Here is a 22,817-nt window from a genome sequence, read left to right on the forward strand (position 1 = left end):
TCAGCGGCGCCCGCCTGCCCGCGTAACTGCGCCGGCGGGGACGTGGGCGTCGTCCGGGGTCCACGCGGCGACCCGCTGGGCGGCCCGCGCCGCCATCCGGTCCGGGGTCAGCCGGACCAGGGTTCGCGCGAGGGCGCCGGTGAGCCTGCCCCGCGCGCCGGCGAGCCGCCCGACCTGGCGGGACCTGCGTGCCACAGCCGCGGTGCGGGGGCGGCGCTGCCGGTCGTACACCTGCAACGCCGGCAGGACAGGGGCGCCCTTCGGCAGCAGGACGGCCAGGGTGACGGCATCCTCCAGCGCCTGGCACGCGCCCTGGCCCAGGTTGGGCGTCATGGCGTGCGCGGCGTCGCCGACCAGCGCCACCCGGTCGCCGAAGCGCATCGGGGCGACCGGGCGCAGCTCCCGCAGCGGGTGGTGCAGCAGCTGTTCGGGCGCCGTCGCGGCGAGCAGCCGGCCGACCGGGTCGTGCCAGCCGGCGAGCACCGCGCCGAGCTCGGCCCCTCGGCCGACAGCCTCGCCGGCGGGTTCGTGCAGCGGGTGACCGCGCTGTTCGGCTCCGAGGACCGGGCCCGGCTCGCGATCGCGCTCATCGACGGGCTCCTGCTCGACGAGCTGACCCGTGGCGTGTTCACCGACGAGCAGCGCGCGGCCCGCCTCGCCGCGATCCGCGAGATCGTCACAATCGGGCAGTAACGCCGAGCGCGTCCCGTCGTTGATCCCGATGGGCACGAATCCCTCCGTGCCCATCGCCTCGCGAAAGCGACACGACCGTGGTCAGCAACCCGCGCACGTTCTGGCTCGTCCTGGTCACCGCGGTGGCCGCGTTCAGCGCCGCGGCCGCCGCCGGCCCGGTGCTGTCCTTCGCCGCCGTGGCCGCCGGGGTCACCGCCGGCTCCCTCGTCCACGCCGGCGCGCTGATCCGGCTCGCGCTGCGCATCCACCGCGGCCGGAGCGACTTCGGCCCGTGCCGCGGCGCCGGGTTCCTCGGCATGGGCGCCCTGTTCACCGGCCTCGGCGTCGCCGCCGCCGGTGCGGCCGCGCTGACGCCGTCGATCGCCGCACCCGGCCGCGTCGCCGCCGTGACCACGCTCGTCGCCGCGCCCACGTTCCTGCTCGGCCTGCTCCTGCTGCCCGGCACGGCGCCCACCGTCCGCGCCCGGCTGCGCCGCCTGCTCGACGGCGCCGGCATCGGCGTGACCCTGTGCTACAGCGTCTGGGTCCTCGCCACCGCGCCGGCCGCGTCCGCCGTCGCCGGCCCGCTGGCGCTGACCGTCGCCGTCACCTGCTGCGTCGCGGTCTCCGTCGCCGTCGTCACCGGCCTGCGTGCGGTCCGGCACCGCCCCGCCGCCCTGGCCTGCGCCGGCGGCTCCGCGCTGTCGATCGTCGGGCTCGGCGTCTTCACCGTCCTGCTGTCCGCGCTGCGCGGCCCCGGCGACCCGTTCGGCCCCGCGGCCGGCCGGGTCTCCGCCGGGCTCGTCGCCGCCGGGCTCGCCCTGCTCGCCGGGCCGTTCCTCATCCTCACCGGGGCGCGGCGCGCCGGCGACGCGCCCAGCAGCCCGCACGCCGCGGACAGCGACGGCACCCTCGCCGGCTACCCGCTGCTCGTCGGCCCGGCCCTGCTCGCCGTCGCCGTGTCCGTGCTGCACCTGCTCACCGGCGGGCGTTTCGACCGGACCGCGATCGGCCTCGGCTTCGCCGCCGTCGTCGCCGTCGCGCTGCGCGAGGCCCTCGCCGCCCGTGACATCCGCCGGTACGCGTGCACCCTCGCCACCCGCGAGGCCCACTTCAAGACGCTGGTCGCGGGCTCCACCGACGTCACCGTCGTGCTGGACGCCGACCTGGTCGTGCGGTGGCAGTCACCGGCCGCGGCCCGCCAGTTCAGCCTCTCCGACCAGGATGTCCTCGGCCGGCCCTTCGTCGGCCTGCTGCACCCGGCCGACGCCGGCCCGGCCACCGAGGCGCTGCACGCCGTCCTCGCCGGCGGCCAGCACGCCGGTGCGGGTCGCCTCGTCCAGGCCCGCCTCCGCGACGGCTTCGGGCGCTGGCGCGAGACCGAGTCCACCGTCAGCGACCAGCGCGACGCCCCCGAGGTCGCCGGCGTCGTCGTGCACGTCCGCGACGTCGGCGACCGCGCCCAGCTACAGCGCAGCCTCGACGAGGCGACCTGGACCGACGAGCAGACCGGCCTGGCCAACCGGCGCAAGTTCCTGGCGGCCGTCACCGAGGCCCGCCGCACCACCACCGCCGGCTCCGTCCTGCTGGTCGAGCTCGACCGGTTCGAGAGCGTCGCCGACCTGCACGGCCCCACCGTCGCCAACGCCGTGCTCATCGAGGCCGCCCGCCGGCTGCGCACCTCCGCCGGCCGCGACGACCTGCCCGCCCACCTGGGCGGGGCGGCGTTCGGCGTGCTCACCGACGCGGCGCTGGTGCACGCGTTCGCGCTCGCCACGCGGCTGGCCACGGCCCTGGCCGAGCCGTTCCACCTGCCGGGGCACACGGTGCATCTGGCCGCGGACGTCGGCGTCGCCGACCTGTTCGGGGCCGTGGACACGCCCGCCAGTTCCCCCGGTTCTGCCGGTTCTGCCAGTTCCAGCGGCGCTGCCGGCGACCCCGGCGCGGAGGGCGTCCTGCGGCACGCGGACATCGCCCGGCGCCGCGCCCGGCAGCTCTCCCGGGGCCGCGACGGCGGTCGCGTCGAGTGCTACGACAGGTCCTTCGAGGCGGCGCTCGTGCGCCGTACCGACCTGGAGCAGCAACTGCCCGGGGTCGTCGGCCGCGGTGAGCTCGACCTCGTCTACCAGCCCGTCGTCGAGCTCACCCGGCGCCACCCCGTCGGTGTGGAGGCGCTCCTGCGCTGGCGGCACCCCCGCCTCGGCGTCGTGCCGCCGCACGAGTTCCTCCCCGTCGCCGAGGAGCTCGGCCTCGCCGGCGAGATCGGCGAGTGGGCCTTGCACCAGGCATGCCGCCAGCTGTCCCGGTGGCGCGTCGACGGCCGCGACCTGTGGATGTCGATCAACGCCTCGGCCCGCCAGCTCGCCGCCCCCAGCTGGCTCACCACCGTCGCCACCGCCGTCGACACCCACTGCATCCCCGCCGAGTCACTGATCATCGAGGTCGCCGAGGCGTCCCTGCCCGACGACGCCGGCGCCGTGGAGCAACTCGCCGGCCTGCGCGCCCTCGGCGTCCGCACGGCGATCGACCACTTCGGCACCGGCCCCACCGCACTCGCGCACCTGCGCCGCCTCCCGGTCGACGTGCTGAAGATCGGCCAGGTGCTGTTCAGCGAGCCGGCCGGCCAGCACGCCCCGGCCACCCCGATCGTCGACGTGGTGGTCAGTCTCGCCCAGCGCCTCGGCATCGACGTCGTCGCCTGCGGCCTGGAGACCGAGTCGCACGTCGACGTGGTCCGTGCCGCCGGCTGCCGGCTCGGGCAGGGCTACCTGCTGAGCCGCCCCTACCACGCCGAGCACGTCGAGGCGTTCCTGGAGCGGCACCGGACCCGGCTGTTCTGAACTCCGCCTCAGCACGGCGCCGTTCCGCCCGCACGCGGACGGACCGATAGGCTGCTGGCGTGGAAGCAGCGGGACCGCTCCGGGTCATGGTGGTCGACGACCATCCGATGTGGCGTGAGGGTGTCGCCCGGGATCTCGCCGAGGCGGGGTACGAGGTCGTCGCCGCCGTCGGCGAAGGCGCGCAGGCGGTCCGGATCGCCGGCTCCGTGCGCCCCGACGTCGTGGTGCTCGACCTGCAGTTGCCCGACCGGTCCGGGGTCGAGGTCATCCAAGGCCTGCTGGCGTCCTGCCCAGAGGTGCGCATCCTGATGCTGTCGGCCAGCGGCGAGCAGCAGGACGTGCTGGACGCCGTGAAGGCCGGCGCGACCGGTTACCTGGTGAAGTCGGCGGCCCGGGAGGAGTTCCTCGCTGCGGTGCGGCGCACCGCCGAGGGCGACGCCGTGTTCACGCCCGGGCTGGCGGGCCTGGTGCTCGGCGAGTTCCGGCGGCTGGCGACGGTGACCCGGGCCGAGGACCCCGACGCGCCGCGGCTGACCGAGCGGGAGACCGAGGTGCTGCGGCTGGTCGCCAAGGGCGTCACCTACAAGGAGATCGCGGAGCGCCTCGTGCTGTCGCACCGCACGGTGCAGAACCACGTGCAGAACACCCTGGGCAAGCTGCAGCTGCACAGCCGCGTCGATCTGGTCCGGTATGCCATCGAGCGCGGCCTCGACGAGTAGCTGACGTTCCCCGGTTGCGTGCGCTGGTGTGCGCCGGGTGGTCAGACGCCGTAGATGTCGAGCAGGTAGTGCCCCAGGACGGTCTCGGTGCGCAGGTCGAGGACGAGCACCAGGAACACGTTCGGGGTCTCACAGTTCACCAGGACGTGCTGCAGGTTGCCGGCGGGCATCTGCCAGGCGTAGTTGACGCTGCCCTCGCTGAAGTCGTGCCCGCCGAGGTGCTCCTCGGGGATAGCGTCGAAGTAGGGCCAGAAGTCGAACGGCGGCTCGTCGTCCGGACCGATCTGTATCGGTTCGGGCTCCATCGTCGCCTTGTACTCAGCCTCGGTGAGCAACCGCATCCCGCCAGCATGCCCCGTCGCCAACGGGACAGGAAGATCCGGATACTCAGACAAAGGATGAGTACTCCACCCGATACCCGCACAGCCCCCGCAAGGTCATCCTGACGGCATGATGACGTATCCGTGCCCGTTCTGCGGCAGCCAGGCCGACCTGGAGGCCGGCTGTTCGGGCTGCGGTCGCGCCCCGTTCCCGGACGCCGCCGAGGTGGTACGGCTCGGCGCCCGCGCCGACGAGCTCCTCGCCGAGGTCGAGGCGGCCCGCGCCGAACTGGACGAGGTACGCGGCCGGTACGACGCCGCGGTCCAGCGCCTGAACGCCGTGCGCGCACAGCGCAACCTGCTTGCGGCCCGGGTCAGCCAGGCGGTGCAGGCAGCCAGGCGCGCCCTCGCGCCGCCGCCCCCGCCGCCGGCCCAGCCGCCGCCCTCGGCGGTCGCCGCGCCCGGCTTTCCCGGCGGGCCGGGTGGCCGCGGGCCGGGTCTCGTCCCCGCCGCCGCGCAGGCCGAGACCACTCCCCGGACGGTGCAGAACCTGCTGTTCATCCTCGGCGGCCTGCTGCTCGGCAGCGCCGCGATCGTGTTCGCGGCGGTCGCCTGGGCGAGCTTCGGCGTGCTCGGCCGGGCCGCGATCCTCGCGACCGTGACCCTCGTCACCCTCGCCGTGCCGCCGGTCGCGCTCGCCCGGGGCCTGCGGTCGACGGCGGAGACGTTCGCCGCGCTGGGTCTGCTGCTGGTGCTGCTGGACGGGTACGCCGCCTGGTACGTCAACCTCGCCGGCCTCGCCGACACCATGCAGCCCAGCACGTACGCGGGGCTGGTCTTCGCGGTCACCGCCGTCGTCGCGGGCGGCTACGCCGTCGCGACGGGCTTGCGGGGTCCCCGCTTCGCGGCCATCCTCGCGGCGCAACCGGTGCTGCCGCTGCTCGCCGCCGAGCGGTCGTTCGAGGCGACGGGCTGGACGTTCACGTTCGCCGCCGTCGCCGCGTTGGACGTGCTGCTTGCCCGTACCGTGGAGAAAGCCACCTGGATCGGCGCCGGCCTGGCGGTCACGATCGCCGCGCCACTGGGCCTCATCGCGCTGTCCACCGTCGACGGCGTGGCCGGTGTCCTCGGCGCCGGCGCCGCGATGCTGGCGCTCGCCGCGGTCATCGTCGCCGCCGGCCTCGTGCAACGGGTCACCGCGCACGTCGGCGCCGGGGTCGCGGTCGGCATCGTCGCGCTCGTCACCGTCCGCGTCCTCGCCGAGGTCGTCCCGGCCCAGCAGGCGCTCGCGTTCGCCTGCGTGCCGGTGCTGATCGCGCTGGCCGTCGCGGTGCTGCCGGACCGCGTGCGGGCGGGCGCCCGGGTGGGCGCGTTCGTGGTCGCCGGCGTGACCGCCGTCCCGTACGCCCTCGCGGCCCTCGTCGCCGCCGCCTCCGCCGTCGGCTGGGCCCTGCCCGCCTGGCACGGTCCGATGTCCACGATGGACCGGCTGTACTCGTGGCAGATCCCGGTCGCCGTGGTGCCGGTCGCGGCGGCGTTCCTCGTGCTGACCCGGTCCCGCTGGGTGGTGTGGCCGGCGGTGGTGCTGGTCGGGTTCGCCGTGCCGGGCTCGTTCGCCGCGCCGCTGCCGGTCGTGTCCGCCCTGGACTTCGCCGTGCTCGCCGCACTGTCCGTGGCCGCGCTGCACTGGTCCGCCCGGCGCGCGACCGCCGCTGCCGCCGCACCGGACGTGCTGCCCGGCGGTGCGGGTGCGCCCGGCGAAGGTCCGGACACCGCGGGTCGGCCGGCGTTCGATCCCGCGCGAGGCGTCCCGTTCGGCGCGGGCCAGCCGCCGGGCACCGGACAGCCGGCCGTCGCGGGCCAACCGGCCGTCGCGGGGCAGCCGGCTCTGGCCGGGCAGCCGATTGCCGTGCGGCTGCCGCGGGTGAGTCTGACGGCCGGATGGTGGGCGGCCATGGGGCTGCCGGTCGTGGCCGCGCACACCGTCCTCGCCGGGCTGGACACCCCGCTCGCGACGCTGCTCACCATGGTCGCGCTGACCGGCCTGTGCGTGCTGTTCGCCCTGCGGGGCAGGATGGTCCAGCTCGCGGCGCCGGCGGTCACCGTCGGGCTCGCGGGATTGCCGCTGCTCGTCGCGGCCGCGGTCCGGCTCGCCGGGTCCGGCGCCGCCCTGCACGTGCCGGCTCCGATGTACGGCGCGGCGGCCGGACTGGCGCTCGCCACCGTGCTCGTGGTTGTGGCGCGGACCGGGTTCGGCGCGGCGGGCGTGTTCGGTGCCGCCCTCGCCGGCCTGGGCGTGACCCTTGTTGCGGTCGGGCTGGCCGCGTCGGACGGCGGGCACCTGCCGTTCGGGGTGTTCGCGGCCGTGGCCGTGCTGTCGGTCTGGTTCGCCGTCACCGCCGGAAACCAGCGCCCGGCGCCCGCCGTCACCGCCGAGAATCAGCTCCCGGCAACCGGCGTCGCCGCCGGGAACCAGCCTCCGGCGACCGGCGCCACCGCATCACCGGTGGCCGGCGGTGGCGTCTCAGGAGGGCCGCTGCCCGCAGGGTCCTGGCCGGCGGCGCTGCCCGGCCTCATCCCCGCGGCGGTCACGCTGCTGGCGGTCGTTCCGGCGGTGTTCGAGACGTTGCTGCGGCCGTACCGCTGGCTCGGCGCCATCTGGCAGGGCACGCCGGACGGGGTGGGGCTCGACCCGACCGGGCGCTGGTGGGCCGGTGAGGCGCAGGCGTTCGGGCCAGGGCCGGCCGCCGCGGCCCTCGCCCTCGTCGCGGTGCTCGCCGTGTTCGTGGCCCGGCGCACCCGGACGGCGGTCTGGACGCTCGCGGGCGCGCCGGCGACCATGGCGGTCGTGCTCGGCTGCCTGGCCGCCGAGGCGCCGTGGCCGGCGGTGCCGGCGGTGACCCTGGCCGGCGGGCTGGCCACCGCGTTGGCCGCAGCACTGGTACGCCCGCAGGCCCGCGCCATGCGCGCCAACGTCGGCGCGTTCACGTGCTGGTTCACCGGCGGGGCCGGGCTCGCGGGGTGCCTCGCGACGAAACCCGCGACGCTGGCCGCCCTCGCGGCGGTCCTGGTGACCGGGGCCGTCATCGGGGTCGCCGGCCGGACCGCGGCGGCGCGCACGCTCGGCTGGCTCATCGGTGCGCTCAGCGCGGGGTGGCTGGCGTTCGCCGCGGCCAGGGCGGCGGAGCTGCCGCTGCGGTGGACGGGCTACTGGGTGCTGCTCGCCGCCGCCGTCGTCCTCACGGCGTCGGTCGTCATCCGCCGCCGGCCGGCCACGAGCGACGCGCAGCGCGGCGCGGCGCCGGGTGAGGCGCTGGTGCTCGAGGCGGTCGCGCACGCCACGGCGGTGGTCGCGTTCCTGCTCACCAGCGGGGACCTGGCGGCGATGGCCGGGATCAGCAGCCTGTGGGGGATCGCCCTCGGGTTGCGGGCCCTCGCCGGTGGCCCGCGGGTGGTGTTCGCCGGGGTGGCGGGCGCGGCGCAGCTGGTCGCGTACTGGCTGGTGCTCGCGTCCAACGAGGTAGCCCTGCTGGAGGCGTACACGCTGCCGGCCGCCGTGATCGCCGCCGCCGTCGGCTGGTACGCGTCCCGCCGCCGGCCGGAGGGCAAGGAGCCGCTCGGCAGCTGGGTGGCGTTCGGGCCGGCGCTGTTCGCCGCGTTCGGGCCGAGCCTCGCCTCGGTGCTGGTGACCGAGGGCGAGCCGCTGCGCCGGCTGCTGCTGGGCCTCGGCGGCCTGGCCGTCGTCGTCGTGGGGGCGGTGCGCCGGCTGCAGGCCCCGGCCGTCGTCGGCGGGTCGGTGCTGGTGGTGGTCGCGTTGCACGAGATCGCCGTGTACTGGGACCTGCTGCCGAGGTGGGCACCCCTCGCGGTGGCGGGTCTCGTGCTGGTCGCCCTGGCCACGACGTACGAGCGGCGCATCCGCGACGTCCGTCGCCTGCGGGCGGCGGTGACCCGGATGCGATGACCGCCGGCGGCGGCGAGATCAGGCGGTCGCCGCGCGGAGCGCGGGAACCGTCAGACGGTGACGATCGTCTGGGTGCGGCGGGCCTGGTCCGCCGCGCTCAGGATGCCCGTGATCGAGGCCGCGTACCGCACGTCGCACGGGTGCGGCGTGCCACCGGCCGCCGCGATCAGTGCCGTCACCGCGTGGCCGAACGCGGTGACCGCGGTGTCGTCGCCCCACGCGGGCAGGGTCAGCGCGCCGTGCTCGCCGTAGTAGGAGAAGGCGAACGTGGTGGCGTCGGGGGCGGCGTCCAGGGTCAGCGACAGCGTGCTCGCCGCGCCGCTGTCGTGCCGCAGGAGCAGGTGCACGGTGTCGTGAGGGCCGTCGGCGGCGCTGAGGTCGACGACGGGCCCGAGCAGCGGCAGGACGACCGACAAGGCGTGCGGGCCGAGGTCCCACAGCCCGCCGTGCTCCTTGCGCCACGTCGATCCCGCGTACGGGTTGCCGGGCCGGAAGATCGAGGCGTACATGGTGGCGTGCGCGGCGTACCAGCCGCCGAGGGCCGCGTTGTCGCGCAGGAACGCGGCGACGCCGGGGACGAACCGGTTGGTGAAGAAGACCACGGACGAGACGCCGCTGTCGGTGACCGCGTCGACGACGGCGGACGCGGACTCGACGGTCAGCGCGAGGGGCTTGTCGAGCAGCAGGTGCTTGCCGGCGCGGGCGGCGCGGGCGGCGAGGTCGGCCTGGATCTGCGGCGGCAGCGCGATCGCGACCGCGTCGACCGAGTCGAGCAGCTTGTCGACGTTGTCGAACGCGGTGACACCGAACGACTCGGCGACGGCGGCGGTCTTGGCGGGGGAGCGGCCCCAGACGCCGGCCAGGGTGGCCTTGGGGTGCGCCGCCAGGGCCACCGCCTGTGTCGTCGCAGCCCAGTGTCCCGTGCCCAGCACCCCGAATCGCATCCGGCCATTCTGCACGAACGGCGCACCCCCGCCGCGCCAGCCCCCGAGGCCCTCCGGCGGGAGACCCCGGACTACGACGACGGTCCGTGCCGGTCGATCCAGGCGTCGATGCGGCCCCACCACTCGTACAGCCAGTCGACCCGCTGCTCGTGACCCACCGGCACCTGCGAGGCGTCCACCGACCACCACCGCATCGTGATGGTGAGGTCGAGCGGCAGGTGCCGCCACAGGTCGCCGACGGTGAGCAGCTTGTCCAGCCCCGTGTGCGCGACCCAGATGACCCCGGCCTCGGGCGCGGCGTCCAGCGCGGCGAGGGTCCCGCCCGGCCGCGGCGCGAGCACGTGCCGCATGCGGCCGGCCCGTTCGGCCAGCGCGTGCAGGCCGAGTTCGCGCAGCCGCTGGATGGCGCGTTCCCGGCGGGTCGGGGTGAAGTTGCCGCCCTCCGGGAAGAGCACGAGCACGTCGTTGTCGTCCAGCCCGGTCGCGAGCGCGGCCACCTGCGACGGGTCGCCGCCGCCCGCGGTGAGGAACAGGTTGGGCAGCCGGTTGAGCATGACGTCGATGACGGGGTCCCACTGCAGGGTGTGCTTGAGGACGATGCGCGGCTCCCGGTCGAACCAGTTGACCAGCGCGTGGATGAGCAGGAACGAGTCGCCGGGCCCGGCGTGCCGGCAGAACACCAGCTCCGGGCGGCCCGGCGCGGCGACGTCCGGGTGGGTGCCGACCACCGCCACCTTGACGCCGAGCGCCCAGCGGGCCTGCGCGTACAGCACCCGCAGGAACCGGCCGGTGAGCACGTAGTGGATCCGCTGGAACCGCGGCCCGCGCAGCTTCCAGCCGAACCCGCTGCCGACCCAGAGCCCGAACAGCACGACCAGCGCGACGACCTCCAGCAGCAGGTAGACCGCCAGCATCCAGGTGACCCGCAGGGCGCGCAGCCGTCCGGACCCGAACGGTGCCGCGAGCGCGGCGGCGAGCAGCCAGACCGGCATCGTGGCGAGCACCACGAGGATGGCCCCGAGGAGGACCGGGGCGAGCACGACGCGGCGCAGCCAGCGGGGCGGCACTACGCCGACGCTTCCAGGTAGGCGCTCGTCGCCTGGTACGCACGCTCGATGCGGGCCCTCGCCAGGGTCATGTTGCGGTAGGACAGCGGCGAGTCGTCGCGCGCGGAGCCGCCGCCGGTGGGCAGGACGTGCACGGTGACCTCGGGCGGCGCCTCGGACAGCTCGCGGGCGAAGCGGTGCCGCCGGGCGACCTCGAACGCGACCTGCGCGACCTCCCAGGGCCGCCGCGGCGGGCGCAGCGGGCGTTCGATCCGGCCGACCTGCATGACGAAGACCGTCCTGGCCCCCAGGGCGACGGCCCGGCCGACGGGCACGGAATTGACGATCCCGCCGTCGATGAAATGCTCATCCCCGAGGTGTACGGGTGGCAGCAACCCGGGCACGGCCGAGCTCGCCAGGACGGCCTCGACGACGGAACCCTTGTCGAACCAGTGCTCCGCGGCGCGTTCGATGCTGGCGGCGCAGCACTGGAACGGCACGGGCAGGTCGTCGAAGGTGGTGTCGGCGCCGAGCTCGCGGGTCAGCAGCCGCCGCAGCGGCGCCGGGGAGTGCAGGTGGGTGCGGCGGGCGAAACGGCCCAGCTGCCGCGGCAGCGAGTCGCCGTACACGGTGCGGGCCTCCGGTGACACCCACAGCTCGGTGAGGCGTTCGGCGACCCGCTCGTCCGGGGAGGCGGCGACGGCCGCGCCGTTGAACGCGCCGATCGACGTGCCGACGACGAGGTCGGGACGGACGCCGGCGTGCAGCAGGGCACGGGCCATGCCGACCTCGACCGCGCCGAGGACGCCGCCGCCGCCGAAGACGAACCCGACAGGACCCGTGAACCGTTCAGGCACGGCTCCGAACGTAGCGCGGCGGGGACGTCGCCGCAGTGCTCGCCGGGTGGCTGCTCGGCGGCGGGCTGCCGAGCTCCTCGTCGCCGTACGGCGGCGGGCCGCCGTCCCCGTCCTCGCCGGGTGGCGGCGGCCGGTCGCCGTCCCCCTCCCCGCCGGATGGCGGCCGGTCGCCGTCGAACCCGCCGGGCGGGCCGCCGTCCGGCGGGCCCGGCGGGGTGGTGGCCTGCGGGCGGTTCTTGCCCTCCGGCGGGTTGATCAGGTCCGTCACCGGCGGGAGGCGGGCGCCGCGCCGCAGGTCGGCCCAGCGGGTGTCACAGGCGACGTCGTTGACGGTGAAGTCGGTCGGCATGGGCTGCACCCCGCGGGCGCCGTTCATGCCGACGGTGAGCGCCTTGCCGGGCGGCAGCGCGTAGGCGCCGGTGATCCGGACGCCGCCGCCGACCCGCTCCCAGGTGGCGATGCCGCCGGTGATCTGGGTGATGTCCTGCCCGCCCGGGAGCAGGAACTGCAGCCGCCACGGGTTGACGGGCCGGTTGCCGGAGTTGGCGATGACGATGCGCGAGGCGAACCCCCGGTCCACGCCCTCGGCCGGCTCGGGCCGGGTGTAGTAGTCGACGTCGCAGCCGGGCAGGGGCGCCCACGGCTTCCAGATGGCGAGGGCGCCGGCGCCGACGGCGATGGCCACGGCGAGGACCGCACCGGCGATGGCGCGGCGGCTGCGGCGTATGGCGGCCCGCCGGCGTGGGACGGTCACCTCCCGCCCGAACGTCGCGTCCGCCGGCTCGCCGGGGTGTGGCGCCGGGGCTGCGGGGGCGTGCACCTCCTGGGTGGAGGAGCCGTCCTCCCCGGGGAGGACCACATGGATGCCGGTGGCGGCGGCGAGGGTACGGGCGACGTACGCCGCCGGCGGCCGCGTGGCGGGGTCCTTGGCCAGGCACTGGGCGACGAGCTGTCCGATGTCGCGTGGCAGGCCGGGGATGTCCGGCAGCGGGTGCGGCGGCTCGTACACGTGGTTGGCGATCATCTGCGTCGGCGTGTCCGCGTGCCATGGCAGCCGGTCGGTGAGGCACCGGTAGATGAGCAGCCCGACGGTGTACACGTCGGTGGCGGGGATGACGCTGCCGCCCAGGAGCCGCTCGGGGGCCAGGTAGGCGGGGGTGCCGAAGACGGTGCCGTCCTCGTCGTCGGGGTCGAACGAGCCGGTGAGCCCGGCGACGCCGAAGTCGAGGATCTTCGCGCCGGCGGCGGTGAGCATGATGTTGCTGGGCTTGATGTCGCGGTGCACGACGTGGCGCTCGTGCGCGGCGGCGAGCCCGGCGGCGACCTGGGCGCAGATCTGGGTCGCCCGGCGCCACGACATGGGCCCGCTGCGCAGGCGGTTGGACAGCAGCTCGCCCTCGAGGAGCTCCATCACCACGTACGGGCGGCGGCCGTGGCGGCCCGCGCGGACGTGGCCGGCCTCGCCGTAGTCGTGCACGGCGGTGATGTTGGGGTGCTGGAGGCGGGCGACGACCTGCGCCTCGGCCCGGATGCGCTCCCGGTTGCCGGGTTTGGTGGCGAGCTCCTCGGCGAGCAGCTTGATCGCGACGTCGCGGTCGAGCACGAGATCCTGGGCCCGCCACACGACCGCCATGCCACCGGTGCCGACGGGTGCGATGAGCCGGTATCTGTTGCCGAGGACCTCGTCAGCCGTCCCGCTCACCAGTCGCCGTTCTGATCGATTCTGGTCGCTGTACCCCAGAGACCATAATCGTCATCGCGCTCGGACGCGAGACCCAAATGTGAACAGCCCCGGCAAACTTCCCGCCGGGGCCGGTCAAAGTTGCGACTCAGATCGTCAGAAGGTTGCCGTCAGGCACGACGATCTGCGGCCGGCCGTGCTCAAGGACCGCAGCGGCCTGCTTCGCGGCGAAGCCGGGCGCCTCGGTGATGGCGGTGCGGTACACGTCGGCGGTGTTGGCCGCGATGGTGGACCAGCCGTACTTCTGGCCGACCATCGTGCGGGCCTTCTTCGCCACCCGGCGTGCGAAGGGCTCGTCCACCAGCAGGGTGCCGACGGACGCGGCGAGCGCGTCGGGGCTCTTCGCCGGGAACGTGACGCCGGTCTCGCCCGGCTGGACGATCTCGGCGAGGCCGCCGGTCGCGGCGACCGCGAGGGGCGCGCCCGCCGAGGCGCCCTCGAGCGCGACCATGCCGAACGGCTCGTAGATGCTCGGCACCACCAGGGCGTCGGTGGCCGCCATGAGCGCCGGCAGCTCGCCCTCGCCCATGAAGCCGGCGAAGCTGACCGCGCGTTGCAGCCGCAGCCGCCGCACGTCCTCCTGGAGCTCCGCGCGGTGCGGGCCGTCACCGGCGATGACGACCCGCAGGCCGTTGTGCCGGGCGCGCAGCTCGGGCAGGGCGGCGATGAGGTCCTGCACGCCCTTCTCGTACACCAGACGGCCGGCGTAACCGATGAGCGGGCCGTCGCCGGCGAACCTGGCGCGGGCGGCGTTGACGGCCCGGGACGGCGCCTTCCAGACGCTGGAGTCGACGCCGTTGGCGACGACGGAGACCCGGGCCGGCGCGAGGTCGAGCAGCCGGGTCACCTCCCAGCGCATGTACTCGGAGCAGACCACCACGCGGCAGGCCTCGTGCCCGAGCCACCACTCCACGGAGTGGATGCACTTGTTCATCTCGTCGGGCAGCCAGCCCTGGTGCCGGCCGGCCTCGGTGGCGTGGATGGTCGCGACCAGCGGCAGGTCGAGGCACTCCTTGAGGGTGACGGCGGTGTGCGTGACCAGCCAGTCGTGGGCGTGGATGAGGTCGTACTCGCCGGTGGCCGCGGCCCGCAGGGCGGCCCGGGTCAGGGTGTGGTTGAACGCCATGGTCCAGGCCAGCAGCGTGGAGGTGGCGAGCGGGAACAGCGGCGGGTCCTCCGCCGCGCGGACGATGCGGACGCCCTCGGCGTACTCCTCCAGGGGAGCCCCGGGCGCGTGCCGGGTCACCACTGTGACCTCGTGGCCCGCCGCCACCAGCGAGGTGGCGAGGGCGTGCACGTGCCTGCCCAGCCCGCCGACCACGACCGGCGGATACTCCCACGAGAGCATCAGGATCCTCATCGGTGTCGCCGCACTTCCGATGTTCTGGTCCACGTGGCCGCCCCCACAGTCGAGTTGTTGATCAAAACGCCCGCCCTGGTACCCACGCGCGCCAACGCTGACACACGCAAATCAGACTCACGTGTGACGAGATGGGTGGGCTTGAGACTCATCCTGCCGGGCGAGGGTTACCGGGGAGGCAAATCTCATTTCTTGGGTGTAAAGGTCAGCCGACAATCCGCCGGATCCGCAGGGTCTCCGCGACGGACCACGCCTGGAACGGGCAGCCGGTGGCCCGATGCGGGGCGTGCCCGTCCGCGGTCTCGCTGACCGAGCCCACCCCCCACTCCCACAGATGCGCCTCGATGCCGGCCAGCAACGCGCGGTGATCCGTCGGCTGGCTGTGCCGCAGCGCGTCGGCGTACGGACCGGTCAGCCAGGGCCACACCGTGCCCTGGTGGTAGGCCCGGTCCCGCTCGCCCGGCGACCCGCGGTGGGCGCCGGTGAACGCCGGGTCGTCCACCGCGAGCGACCGCGGCCCAAGCGGTGTGAACAGGGAAAACAGCCGCTCCGGTACGGGGGTGCCGCGCAGCGGGCCGTGCGGCAGGCTCCACGCCAGCAGCTGGTTGGGCCGGGTCGCCGGGTCGTCGCCGTCGGGGCCGTCGACCACGTCGTACAGGCCGGGCGCGTCCTGCCCGCCGGTTGCGGCCGGCGACAGGCGGAAGCGCGCCGCGAAGCTCGCCGCGGCCCGCTCGCGGAGCCGGTGCAGCCCGGCCGCGTCGCCGCCGAGGCGCTCCTTGAGCCGGGCGACGGCGGCGAGGCCGTTGACCCACAGCGCGTTGACCTCGACCGGCTTGCCGACCCGCGGTGTGACGGGGATCCCGTCGACCCGGGCGTCCATCCAGGTGAGCGCGACGCCCGGGGCGCCCTGCGTGACGAGGCCGTCGGCGGGATCGACGCGGATGCCGTACCGGGTGCCGGCGACGTGCGCGGCGACGACCTGCTCCAGCCCCGGCAGGACCGCCGCGGCCAGGTCCTCGTCGTCCGTGGCGGTGACGTGCCGCTCGACGGCGTGCAGGAACCACAGCGTGCCGTCGACGGTGTTGTACTCCGTCTGCCCGGTGTCGGCGGTGTTGGCGAGCATCCCCTCCGACAGCGTCGCGGCGTAGGCGCGCAGCAGCTCGCGGCCCTCGTCGCACCAGCCGGTCGCCAGGAACAACCCCTCGTAGCTGATCATGGTGTCGCGCGCCCAGGTGCCGAACCACGGGTAGCCGGCCACCACGTCCGGCGCCCCCTGCGCGCCCGCCACGACGAACGCGTCCGCCGCCAGTACCAGTGCCGCGTCCACCGCATCGCAGGCGTCGTGCGTCAATGCCCGGGCCCGGTCCCTCGCCCGGTCGACGACGCGCTGCGCGCCGCGGGCCTCGCCGTCCCCGGCCCACGCCTCGACCTCGAGCGCCTCGCCGGTGCGCAGCGGCGCGCTGAACTCCCCGGCGAACCAGAGGTCCTCCGACGCGTTCAGCCCGCGGGCCGCCTCCTCGCGGGCATGGGCGCCGCGGTACCACTCGCCGCCTGGCCGCCAGGACGGCCCGTGCAGCCGGAACGCCCGTTCGACGACGGCGCCACCGGCCACGGCGTCCACCGCGGGCGGCGGGCCGGAGGCGCCCCGCTCGGCGTGCGCGTCGCGCCACGTGACGAGTGCCTTCAGGGTCAGCGTCACCTCGCCGGGCGCGCTGATGAGACGGTGCACGATGCCGACATGCGAGCTGCCGTGGACCATCGCGACGGTGCGCTCCACCACGACGGGCCCGATCCGCCACCGCCACCGCGGCAGCCCGTCGACGAGCTCGAACCGCTCCAGGAGCGTGTGGCCCTCCGGGCTCACCACGCCGCCGCCCCACTCGTGCGTGGCGAGGGACACAGTCGCGCCGGACGGCAGGGTCAGAACCGGGTCGAGGGCGGCGAGGCCCAGGTGCCGGCGGGCCGGCTGCCCGGGCTCGGCGACCACCAGCAGGCCGTGGTACCTGCGCGTTCGCAGCCCGGAGACGGTGCCCATCGCATAACCGCCGATACCGTCCGTGACGAGCCACTCACGCGCCGCTCCGGCCGACAAATCACCGCATACCTGCGCACCGAACACCACCATGGGCACAATCTTGGTGGCAAGGGTGGCAGGGCGCGAGCGACTCGCGACAAGATTATTGATCAAGGCAAGATTGGGTGGGCCGACAAAAGCGACATCAGGCCAGGACGAGACCTGCTCAACTTGAGCGAAACATCTGCGACGGAGAATGACTTCGTGATCGAGGACGATGGGAACGCTGAACGTCGCCGGCTGGCCGAGGCCGACAGCGGGGAGCGCCCATGGCGGGGCTGGGGGCCCTACCTGTCCGAGCGCGCCTGGGGCACGGTCCGTGAGGACTACAGCCCCTACGGCACGGCCTGGGACCACTTCCCGCACGACCAGGCCCGTTCCCGCACGTACCGCTGGAACGAGGACGGGATGGCGGGCATCTGCGACGACCGCCAGACGTTCTGCTTCGCCCTCGCCCTGTGGAACGGCAAGGACCCGATCCTCAAGGAGCGGATGTTCGGCCTCGGCGGCGACCTCGGCAACCACGGCGAGGACGTCAAGGACTACTGGTGGTACCTGGACTCCACCCCCACCCACTCGTGGATGAAGTGGCGCTACCACTACCCGCAGCAGGCGTTCCCCTACGACGACCTGGTCGCCGAGAACTGCCGCCGCGGCCGCGACGAGCCTGAGTACGAGCTGGTCGACACCGGCGTCTTCGACGAGGACCGCTACTGGGCCGTCGAGGTCGACTACGCCAAGGCCGGCCCGACCGACATGTGCATGCGCATCACCATCCAGAACATGGGCCCCGAGCCGGCCAGCCTGCACGTGCTGCCGACCCTGTGGTTCCGCAACACGTGGGCGTGGGGGCTGCCCGGCCGCGACTACGAGCCCGAGATCCGTGCCAAGGACAACGGGCTGCTCGCCGAGCACCGGCTCCTCGGCCGCCTCGCGCTGACCGGCGACGGCACGCCCCGCCCGCTGTTCTGCAACAACGAGACCAACGGCGACCGCATCTGGGGCAAGCCCGGCCGCAGGTTCCCCAAGGACGGCATCAACGACCACATCCTGCACGGCAAGGACACGGTCAACCCTGACCTCGTCGGCACCAAGGCCGCGCTGCACTACGTCATCACCGTGCCCGCCGGCGGCACCCGCGAGATCCGGCTCCGGCTGAACCTCAACGCCCCGGGCGCCAAGGACCTCGCCCCCGCCGACCTGCGCACCGACTTCGAGACCACCATGTCGCGGCGGTCCGCGGAGGCCGACGCCTACTTCGCCTCGCTCGTCCCGCCGACCGCCACCCCCGAGGAGGCGATGATCGTCCGGCAGGGCGTCGCCGGCCTCATGTGGGGCAAGCAGTTCTTCCACTTCGACGTGGCCCGCTGGCTGGAGGGCGACCCCGTCTCCGAGCCCCCGCCGGACAGCCGCCGCCACGGGCGCAACAGCCACTGGTGGCACATGAACAGCTGCGACGTGCTGTCCATGCCCGACCCGTGGGAATATCCGTGGTACGCCGCCTGGGACCTCGCCTTCCACTGCGTGGCCATCGCGCGCGTCGACCCCGGGTTCGCCAAGGACCAGCTGCTGCTGCTCCTGCGGGAGTGGTACATGCACCCCAACGGCCAGATTCCCGCCTACGAGTGGGCCTTCGGCGACGTGAACCCGCCGGTGCACGCGTGGGCCGCGCTGCGGGTGTTCGCCATCGACGGCTCCAAGGACTTCGACTTCCTCGCCCGCGTGCTGCACAAGCTGCTGCTCAACTTCACCTGGTGGGTCAACCGCAAGGACGCCGAGGGCAACAACGTCTTCGAGGGCGGCTTCCTCGGCCTGGACAACGTCGGCCCCTTCGACCGCTCGGCGGCGCTGCCGGTCGGCGGCCGCCTCGAGCAGTCCGACGGCACGGCGTGGATGGCCATGTACGCCCTCAACCTGCTCGACATGTCCCTCACGCTCGCGGTGCACGACCGGGTGTACGAGGACATCGCTGCCAAGTTCCTCGAGCATTTCGCGTACATCGCCGACGCCGCCTACGAGTTCGGCCTCTGGGACGAGGAGGAGGCCTTCTTCTACGACGTGCTGCGCACCGCCGACGGCCAGCGCATCCCGTTGAAGGTCCGCTCCGTGGTCGGCCTGCTGCCGCTCACCGCCACCACCATCATCAGCTCCTCCACGCTGCGCCGCCTGCCCGACGTCGCCGCCCGCCTGCGCTGGTTCCTCACCAACAAGCCCGAGTACGGCGACGTGGTCGGCGCGAAGAAGAGCCGCGGCGGCCAGCAGCTGCGCCTGCTGTCGATGGTCGGCCCCGACCAGCTCATCCGCATCCTGCAGCGCATGCTCGACGAGGAGGAGTTCCTCTCCCCGTACGGCCTGCGCACCCTCTCCCGCGCCCACCGCGACGACCCCTTCACCGTTCACGTCGGCGAGGCGGACTACACCGTCGGCTACGAGCCCGGCGAGTCCACCAGCGGCCTCTTCGGCGGCAACTCCAACTGGCGCGGCCCCATCTGGTTCCCCGTCAACTACATCCTGATCGAGGCGGTCCGCCGCTTCTCCGAGTTCTTCGGCGACGACCTGCAGGTCGAGTACCCGGCCGGCAGCGGCAACATGGCCACCCTCGGCACCGTCGCCGACGACCTGTCCCGCCGCCTGGTCAACCTGTTCCGCAACGACGACACCGGCCGCCGCCCCGTCTTCGGCGACGCCCCCCTCTTCCAGAACGACCCCGCCTGGCACGACCTGCTGCTCTTCTACGAGTACTTCCACGGCGACACGGGCGCCGGCCTGGGCGCGGCGCATCAGACGGGCTGGACGGCCCTGGTCATCGACCTGATCCTGAACCTGCACGCCCCACCCCACCCCCGCCCCGCCGACTACTGACCACCCCCGCGGACGACCAGGCACCGGCTGGACAACGGCAAACGCCGTCGCCGGCCGGTCCCCAGGCGAACGAAGGCATCACCAGCCACTCGCCGCGGAAGACGCCGTACTCGCACCCGCAACCGCCCCACTTGTGATCTTGCCCGCTTGATCGAAGTCGCGCCGTGGTCGTCCAGGCGACCGGGCCGCGACTTGGATCACCAGGGTGGCCCGGCGCGGCGGCTGGTGGGGCGGCGACCGCCGGATGTCGGCGGGCGTTAAGGCTGCCGCGCGCCGGTCGCTCACCGGTGTGGCATTGCCTGGCGTCGGGTGCCGCGCCGAGGGGTCGCGGCGAGTGGTCGGCCTCCGTCGCGGCCGCGACCGGCCCGCTTATGATCTTGCCCGCTTGATCGAAGTCGCGCCGTGGTCGTCCAGGCGACCGGGCCGCGACTTGGATCACCACGGTGGCCCGGCGCGGCGGCTGGTGGGGCGGCGACCGCCGGATGTCGGCGGGCGTTAAGGCTGCCGCGCGCCGGTCGCTCACCGGTGTGGCATTGCCTGGCGTCGGGTGCCGCGCCGGGTGGCCGATCCCGTGCTGGTCGCGACCGGTCCACTTGTGATCTCGCCCGGTTGATCTTGTCCGGTTGATCGAAGTCGTGTCGTGGTCGTCCAGGTAGCCCGGATGCGACTTGGATCATGGCGGTGGTCCGGCTGGTGCGGCGGCGACCGCCGGATGCCGCACGTGTGAGGCTGCCGCGCGCCGGCGCAGGCAGTGCGAGCAGCAACGAGCATCGAGGACTCCGGGGCGGAGCCCCCGGGCCGGCCCCGGCGCCAGCCGCACCGAAGCTCGTGCCGCGCCAGTGACGTTGGCCGGGTCTTCTGTCGTACGCCGACCCCCACCACACCACCACCGCATCAGACGGCAGCGCGACCGTGCACAGGGCAGAGACGGCGGCAAGGGTCCGTCAGCCGGCTGAGGCCCCGCCCCACCACGGCAGGGAGTCGTTCGTGCGGTGAGGAACCACAACACCACCAACCCGGTGAACGTCAGTGGTCACAGCACCAGGGAGGCTCCGCCTCGGACCGCCAAGTCGTGTGTGGGTCGAACCGGTCGACAATGACCGTCCTTGACGCAGGCTCGCGCAGGGGCTCGTGGTCTGACCTCCGCCGCCACCCGCTGCGCCTGGGCCAGGTCATCGAAACGACCGGTTGTGCCGCCCGAAATGGCTGGTCAGAGCCATGCGTCGAGCTGCCGTCAATGCCGCCGGCGCCGGCCGTGCTCTCGCCGAGCGTGACCAGCGGCCCGTGCGGCGGCCCGTGCGGGGCGGCCGGCGGGGCGGCCGGCGGGGCGGCCGGCGGCGGCCGTGTCAGCGGGGGATGTGCAGCTCGATCTCGGTGCCCGTGGTGGGGCTGCTGGTGATGGTGGTCGTGCCGCCGAGGTCGCGGATGCGGCCGCGGATGGACTGGGCCAGGCCGAGGCGGCCGGCCTGCTCGGCCTCGGTGAGGCGGCCCTCGGGGATGCCGCGGCCGTTGTCGCGGACGGTGACGGTGACGGTGTCGTCGAGCTCCTCGACCAGGAGCCAGGCCTTGGCGCCGGGCCCGGCGTGGAGGTGGACGTTGTCGAGGGCGGTAGCCACGGCGGCCGCGACCTCGGCGGCCACCGGGGCCGGCAGCAGGACCTCGCCGGCCGGGGCGGCGACGCTGACGCCGGTCCCGCTGTGGTGGCTGAGCAGGGAGCGCAGGTCGACGAGGTCGGGCTGCTCGTCCGCCGCGAAGGACACCCCACGCGCCGAGTCGCCGCGGGTGCTGCGGGTCGCGGCGCGGCGAGCAGACGAGCCGCCCGAGGTGGCGGCGCGGGCAGCGCTGGTGGCCGGCCCAACAGCCGAACCAGCGACCGCACCAGCGGACGACCCGCTGGACAGCGGCCCGGACGGCACCCGGGACAGGCTGGCCGGCAGGCGGAACGTCCGGCGCCCCCGTGCGGGCGCCGCGGCCGGGGACGGATGCCGTCTCGCAGACGCCGGCGCCGGGCCGCTGGAGGTGACCAGCGTCCGCAGCGTGGCCTCCTGCTCGCCGGCGAGGCGGCCCAGCTCGGCAGCCTCGCCGCCCAACTCGGCGCCGCGGCGCTGGAGCAGGGCGAGGACCTGCAGAACGGAGTCGTGGATGCCGCGGGCCAGGCGCTCGCGCTCGCGGGTGGCGGCCTCCAGCTCGACGGCGCGCTGCAGGCGGGCCTCGGCGTCGATGGCGAGGCGGGCGATGTGGCCGATGCCGACGCCGGCCAGGAGCATGAGGACCGGGCCGTTGACGGTGGCCTGGGAGAAGCCGTTGCGGACGACCACGTCGGCGCCGCTCATCAGCAGGGCGGCGATCGCGCCGCGGCGGCGGCCGCCGGAGATGGCCCAGGCGACAACCGGGCTCGCCACCCACGCCATCGGCAGGGTCGGTGCGCCGAGGCCGAGGCCCTCAGGCGCGACGATCCAGCGGGTGGAGAGCAGGCAGCCGGCGGTGACCGCGAGGTCGGCGGTGAGCAGCGGCCAGTCACGGCGCTCGGGGCGCGCATAGGCCAGGCTGCTCACCACCGTCCAGGCGGCCATCACGGACAGGATCAGCCAGCCGCCGAGGGGCCAGTGGTAGTTGCGGAAGTTGCCGACCATCAGCACCGCCGCGTAGCCGAGCGCGGCGATGCGGAAGACCAGCAGCGCCCGCCACAGGGGTCCCTCGAGGGCCTTCATGGCGGGCTCAGACCCAGCGGACCGGGGGCAGGCCGGCCTCCACCAGGGCGGCGTCGGTCTGGCTGAAGGGCTTGGAGCCCAGGAAACCGGCGGGGTTCATGGGGCTGGGGTGGCCCGCCTCGACGATCTTGTGCTGCGGGTTGGTGACCAGGACGGCCTTCTTGCGGGCATAGCTGCCCCACAGGACGAACACGACCCGGCGGGGCATCGCGTTGAGCGCGGCGATCGCGGCGTCGGTGAAGTGCTCCCAGCCCTTGTTGGCGTGGGAGGCGGCCTTGCCGGCGCGGACGGTGAGCACCGCGTTGAGCAGCAGGACGCCGTCGCTCGCCCAGCCGGTCAGGTCACCGTTGGCCGGCGGGGTGACGCCGAGGTCGTCGCGCAGCTCCTTGTAGACGTTGCGCAGCGACGGCGGGATCGACACGCCGGGGCGCACCGAGAAGCTCAGCCCGTGCGCCTGGCCCTCCTTGAAGTAGGGATCCTGGCCGAGGATCAGCACCCTGGCGTCGTCCGGCGAGCAGAGCCGGAACGCGGTGAACAGGTCCGGCAGCGGGGGATAGACCGGGCCGGCCGCATACTCCGCCTCCACGAACGCCTCGAGCTTGTGCACGATCTCGAGATCCAGGTGCGGTTTCATCAGGTCCCGCCAGCCGGCGGGGAGCAGCTCGAGCAAATCCAACGACATGCACCGCACTCTACGAAAGAGGTAC

15 protein-coding genes are annotated in these 22,817 nt (G+C 74.4%); 5 read left to right on the top strand and 10 right to left on the bottom strand.

Going from position 1 to position 22,817, the window contains the following annotated elements:
- Positions 1-483, bottom strand: a complete 483-nt coding sequence (locus AB0H83_RS13965; protein ID WP_360092128.1) for an FAD-dependent monooxygenase — start codon at positions 481-483, stop codon at positions 1-3.
- Between AB0H83_RS13965 and AB0H83_RS13970 the strand changes: the two genes are divergently transcribed.
- The 3 genes from AB0H83_RS13970 (at position 466) to AB0H83_RS13980 (ending at position 4,231) form a co-directional block, all read left to right on the top strand.
- Positions 466-693: a hypothetical protein gene (locus AB0H83_RS13970; RefSeq protein ID WP_360092131.1), complete on the top strand. Its 228-nt coding sequence runs from the start codon at positions 466-468 to the stop codon at positions 691-693. The genes AB0H83_RS13965 and AB0H83_RS13970 overlap by 18 nt on opposite strands.
- 77 nt (positions 694-770) lie before the next feature.
- Positions 771-3,512 carry an EAL domain-containing protein gene (locus AB0H83_RS13975; protein WP_360092134.1) on the top strand — a complete coding sequence of 914 codons (2,742 nt, stop codon included), beginning with the start codon at positions 771-773 and terminating at the stop codon, positions 3,510-3,512.
- 86 nt (positions 3,513-3,598) lie between these two features.
- Positions 3,599-4,231 (top strand): response regulator transcription factor, encoded by a 633-nt coding sequence (locus AB0H83_RS13980; protein WP_360092233.1) that lies wholly within the window; start codon positions 3,599-3,601, stop codon positions 4,229-4,231.
- Positions 4,232-4,272: 41 nt separating this feature from the next.
- On the opposite strand, the gene AB0H83_RS13985 is transcribed toward AB0H83_RS13980, so the two are convergent.
- Entirely contained in the window at positions 4,273-4,572 is a 300-nt protein-coding gene (locus tag AB0H83_RS13985) for a hypothetical protein (protein ID WP_360092137.1), read from the bottom strand.
- Positions 4,573-4,681: 109 nt separating this feature from the next.
- On the opposite strand from AB0H83_RS13985, the gene AB0H83_RS13990 reads away from it, so the two are divergent.
- A complete protein-coding gene (locus AB0H83_RS13990) occupies positions 4,682-8,515 on the top strand; it encodes a hypothetical protein (RefSeq protein ID WP_360092140.1) in 3,834 nt (1,277 codons plus the stop codon).
- A 50-nt stretch (positions 8,516-8,565) separates the two neighbouring features.
- Here AB0H83_RS13990 and AB0H83_RS13995 read toward each other — a convergent pair whose 3' ends face one another.
- The 6 genes from AB0H83_RS13995 to AB0H83_RS14020 form a co-directional block, all read right to left on the bottom strand.
- Complete coding sequence (locus AB0H83_RS13995; RefSeq protein ID WP_360092143.1) at positions 8,566-9,459, bottom strand: Gfo/Idh/MocA family oxidoreductase; 894 nt, start codon at positions 9,457-9,459, stop codon at positions 8,566-8,568.
- Between the two features lie 71 nt (positions 9,460-9,530).
- Positions 9,531-10,526: a 1-acyl-sn-glycerol-3-phosphate acyltransferase gene (locus tag AB0H83_RS14000; RefSeq protein WP_360092146.1), complete on the bottom strand. Its 996-nt coding sequence runs from the start codon at positions 10,524-10,526 to the stop codon at positions 9,531-9,533.
- The gene (locus AB0H83_RS14005) at positions 10,526-11,362 is read right to left on the bottom strand and encodes a patatin-like phospholipase family protein (RefSeq protein ID WP_360092149.1); all 837 of its coding nucleotides are present in this window, start codon (positions 11,360-11,362) and stop codon (positions 10,526-10,528) included. The genes AB0H83_RS14000 and AB0H83_RS14005 overlap by 1 nt, the downstream gene beginning before the upstream one ends.
- On the bottom strand, positions 11,355-13,064 hold the full coding sequence (locus tag AB0H83_RS14010; RefSeq protein ID WP_360092152.1) for a protein kinase: 1,710 nt from the start codon (positions 13,062-13,064) through the stop codon (positions 11,355-11,357). The genes AB0H83_RS14005 and AB0H83_RS14010 overlap by 8 nt, the downstream gene beginning before the upstream one ends.
- Before the next feature lie 127 nt (positions 13,065-13,191).
- Entirely contained in the window at positions 13,192-14,463 is a 1,272-nt protein-coding gene (locus tag AB0H83_RS14015) for a glycosyltransferase family 4 protein (RefSeq protein WP_360092155.1), read from the bottom strand.
- A 205-nt stretch (positions 14,464-14,668) separates the two neighbouring features.
- Positions 14,669-16,594, bottom strand: a complete 1,926-nt coding sequence (locus AB0H83_RS14020; RefSeq protein WP_360092158.1) for an amylo-alpha-1,6-glucosidase — start codon at positions 16,592-16,594, stop codon at positions 14,669-14,671.
- A gap of 147 nt (positions 16,595-16,741) precedes the next feature.
- Here AB0H83_RS14020 and AB0H83_RS14025 point away from each other — a divergent pair, with 147 nt between their 5' ends.
- The gene (locus AB0H83_RS14025; RefSeq protein WP_360092161.1) at positions 16,742-19,399 is read left to right on the top strand and encodes a glucosidase; all 2,658 of its coding nucleotides are present in this window, start codon (positions 16,742-16,744) and stop codon (positions 19,397-19,399) included.
- A gap of 1,346 nt (positions 19,400-20,745) precedes the next feature.
- Here the strand turns inward: AB0H83_RS14025 and AB0H83_RS14030 are convergent.
- Positions 20,746-22,110, bottom strand: a complete 1,365-nt coding sequence (locus AB0H83_RS14030; protein WP_360092164.1) for a DUF5931 domain-containing protein — start codon at positions 22,108-22,110, stop codon at positions 20,746-20,748.
- 7 nt (positions 22,111-22,117) lie between these two features.
- Positions 22,118-22,792, bottom strand: coding sequence for a uracil-DNA glycosylase (gene ung, locus AB0H83_RS14035; protein WP_360092167.1), 675 nt, complete (start codon positions 22,790-22,792; stop codon positions 22,118-22,120).
- Between the last annotated feature and the right edge of the window lie 25 nt (positions 22,793-22,817).

Origin of the sequence: Dactylosporangium sp. NPDC050688, assembly GCF_040654515.1 — a bacterium.
GTDB lineage: Bacteria > Actinomycetota > Actinomycetes > Mycobacteriales > Micromonosporaceae > Dactylosporangium.